This is a genomic window from Nitrosophilus sp., from assembly GCF_982775275.1.
This window is the reverse complement of the sequence record NZ_CEXZHP010000278.1, coordinates 1-1,463: the sequence shown is the minus strand read 5'-3', so window position 1 is coordinate 1,463 and position 1,463 is coordinate 1. Positions and strand designations below refer to the sequence as shown.

General features: G+C 28.1%; 1 protein-coding gene. It reads left to right on the top strand.

The window, feature by feature from the left end:
• The coding region (locus AC30RD_RS09220; RefSeq protein ID WP_489494239.1) for a hypothetical protein at positions 1-1,463 on the top strand (1,463 nt) is incomplete at both ends.

Here is a 1,463-nt window from a genome sequence, read left to right as displayed (position 1 = left end):
CAAATTCTAGTGGAATATTTAGAATTATATGTACAATTCCTGAAAATGTTAAGATAGGTAAGTCATACTACATAGAGCTGTACTTTCCTGGAAATGAGACTCTTGCTGAGTCAAGAATAGACCCATACATATACATAACTAGGAGGTGTACTCTAAATATAATATCAAATGGATTTTGTTTTAAAAACTTTCCAGGTCTAGTAGTGTGTCTATATAATTCAAGTTTTGTAAATGTTAGAATAGTTTCAGGGGTTTCAAATAATATAGAGATCAATACCATAAAATCTAGTAACATGATGTCAATCGTGAAAGGTAGTAATAGTATAGTAATTTCAGGAATTTTGACTAATAATTCTATATTTAGACTGACATATGCTGGTAGTGTAGATTGTGCATATTTTGATCTTACTATACTATTGTTGAGAACTAATATAAGTGTAGATGTTTTAAATAAAATATCTAACAATACAATTATAGTGTATAGAAATTCTACATTGAGATTACATATAAATCTAAATATACCTATCTCACTTATATTAAAATACTACATATATAGCTATAGGAATGGTACACTAATAAAGACAGGATATTTAACATATGTAAATGGTAGAAGTAATATTTTCAACATAACTTTAAATAATGTTAAACCTGGTCTATATCGTCTAACTATAAGAATATTAGGACAGTTAATATTTAGAATAACTTCACTATCGAGGTATACATCTCCTCTAAGTAAGTATAGAGATGTTATAGTTGAATCATATTTACTATCTTATCCAAATGTAAATCTAGTTAGTAGTTACCTATTTTCAAAACTTGTAGAGGTTAGATCTGTACTGTACATAAGAATTCTAGAGAAAGTTGTAGATTATTCTCATGGTATTGTTACTATTGTTGGTAAAGTTTTAGATAAATTTAGTAGAGAGCCTATGCCTGATGTATATGTTTGTTCAAATTCTAAATGTGTATTAACTAATAAGTCAGGAATATTTTCAATATCTCTACACTTATCTCCAAACATTGTTATTATAGCTAGATCAAGATCTCCATTTTACGATAGTGCTAGACTAGTTATTCATATATCGTTAATATACATGTATTTGATTTATATTGTTGTAGGTATTATAGCTATTATATGTCTATTTTCTACATATTTAGTAGTTAAGAAAGTTTTGAAGAAGTATAGAAGAACTTCAAATATTGTTAAAGGTAAGGTTGGTAATGTTGTTGGTAGTATTGAATTTGTCAGCATTGGTAAGGGTGAACCGTTGATTTGGAGTGTTAATGAGCCATTAGATATAGTTGTGAATGTTTTGAAAGATGGTGAACCTGTACCTGATAGTGAGATTAAGTTAGAGATTTCAGGAGTGTATGAGGGATTTGGTAGAAGACATACTGTCATATTTAGAAATGAGGGTATGTATAAGGTATGTCTATACTTTAATAATTTGAAGATTTGTGAA